This is a genomic window from Limnohabitans sp. 2KL-51, from assembly GCF_003063645.1.
Taxonomy (GTDB): Bacteria; Pseudomonadota; Gammaproteobacteria; order Burkholderiales; family Burkholderiaceae_C; genus Limnohabitans_A.
Genome location: NZ_NESJ01000059.1, coordinates 1 through 1,210, shown reverse-complemented (window position 1 = coordinate 1,210; position 1,210 = coordinate 1). Strand labels below are relative to the sequence as shown.

The window sequence follows — 1,210 nt, the reverse complement described above, 5'->3', positions numbered from 1 at the left end:
GGTCTCAAACGGCCAGACCCAGCTGTAGTTGCCGGTGGTGCCGGTGATGGCTGCATATGCGGTGGCCACCCGTTGGCCGTTGGCATCGAACAGCTCGAGCTTGACTTGGGATTCGGCCGAGATGACGGTGCCCGCCTTCTCGGTGATGGTGCCCCGGTAGGTGAGCGTGTTGTCGGTGCCGCTGAAGTCACCTGCGGTGCCCGTGTCCGTGCTCATGGAGGTGATGTCCACCACGGCCCGGCCGTTGTCCACGATTTGTTCGATGTTCTTGTACTCGATGGTCTGGGGCGTGCCGTCAGGTCCGATGTACTCGATCACGCCCGAGCCCGGTGTGCTGCCGGGCTTGACCACCGCTTGGTCCAGGCGCGAGATGTCCAGCACGTCGGTGCCCGCACCGCCGTCCACGGTGTCGTTGCCGCTGCCCCCGCGGATGGTGTCGTTGCCGTTGCCGCCCTGGATGCTGTCGTTGCCCGCACCACCGTTCAAGGAGTCGTCGCCGTTGCCGCCGTCCAGCGTGTCGTTGCCGTTGCCACCGTTCAGGGTGTCGTTGCCGTTGCCGCCGTCGAGCTTGTCGTTGCCGTTACCGCCGCTCAAAGAGTCGTCGCCGTTGCCGCCGTCCAGCGTGTCGTTGCCGTTGCCGCCATCCAGCGTGTCGTTGCCATCACCCCCGCTCAGGGAGTCCTCGCCATTGCCACCGTTCAAGCTGTCGTTGCCGTTGCCGCCGTCCAGCGTGTCGTTGCCGTTACCGCCGTCCAGCGTGTCGTTGCCGTTGCCGCCGTTCAAGGAATCGTTGCCGTCACCGCCGCTCAGACTGTCGTCGCCGTTGCCGCCGTCCAGCGTGTCGTTGCCGTCACCACCGTCAATGGTGTCGTTGCCGTTGCCGCCGTCGATCTTGTCATCGCCGTTGCCGCCCTTGATGCTGTCGTCGCCGTTGCCTCCATTGCCGCCGTTGCTGGCAATCACCTCAATGGCTTGCTGGTCTTCGCCCGGGTCATCGCCCAGGGCCACCGGGTCGGTGGTGAAGCGGATACCCGCTTGGTCGACCACCGTGGCTTTGAGGGTGTAGTTGCCCACTGCTTGGGTGGTCTCAAACGGCCAGACCCAGCTGTAGTTGCCGGTGGTGCCGGTGATGGCTGCATATGCGGTGGCCACCCGTTGGCCGTTGGCATCGAACAGCTCGAGCTTGACTTGGGATTCGGCCGAGATGACG

1 protein-coding gene is annotated in these 1,210 nt (G+C 65.0%); it reads right to left on the bottom strand.

From position 1 onward, the window contains the following. A partial coding sequence (locus tag B9Z49_RS21370; protein WP_304598584.1) for a calcium-binding protein occupies positions 1 to 1,210 on the bottom strand: 1,210 nt, incomplete at both ends.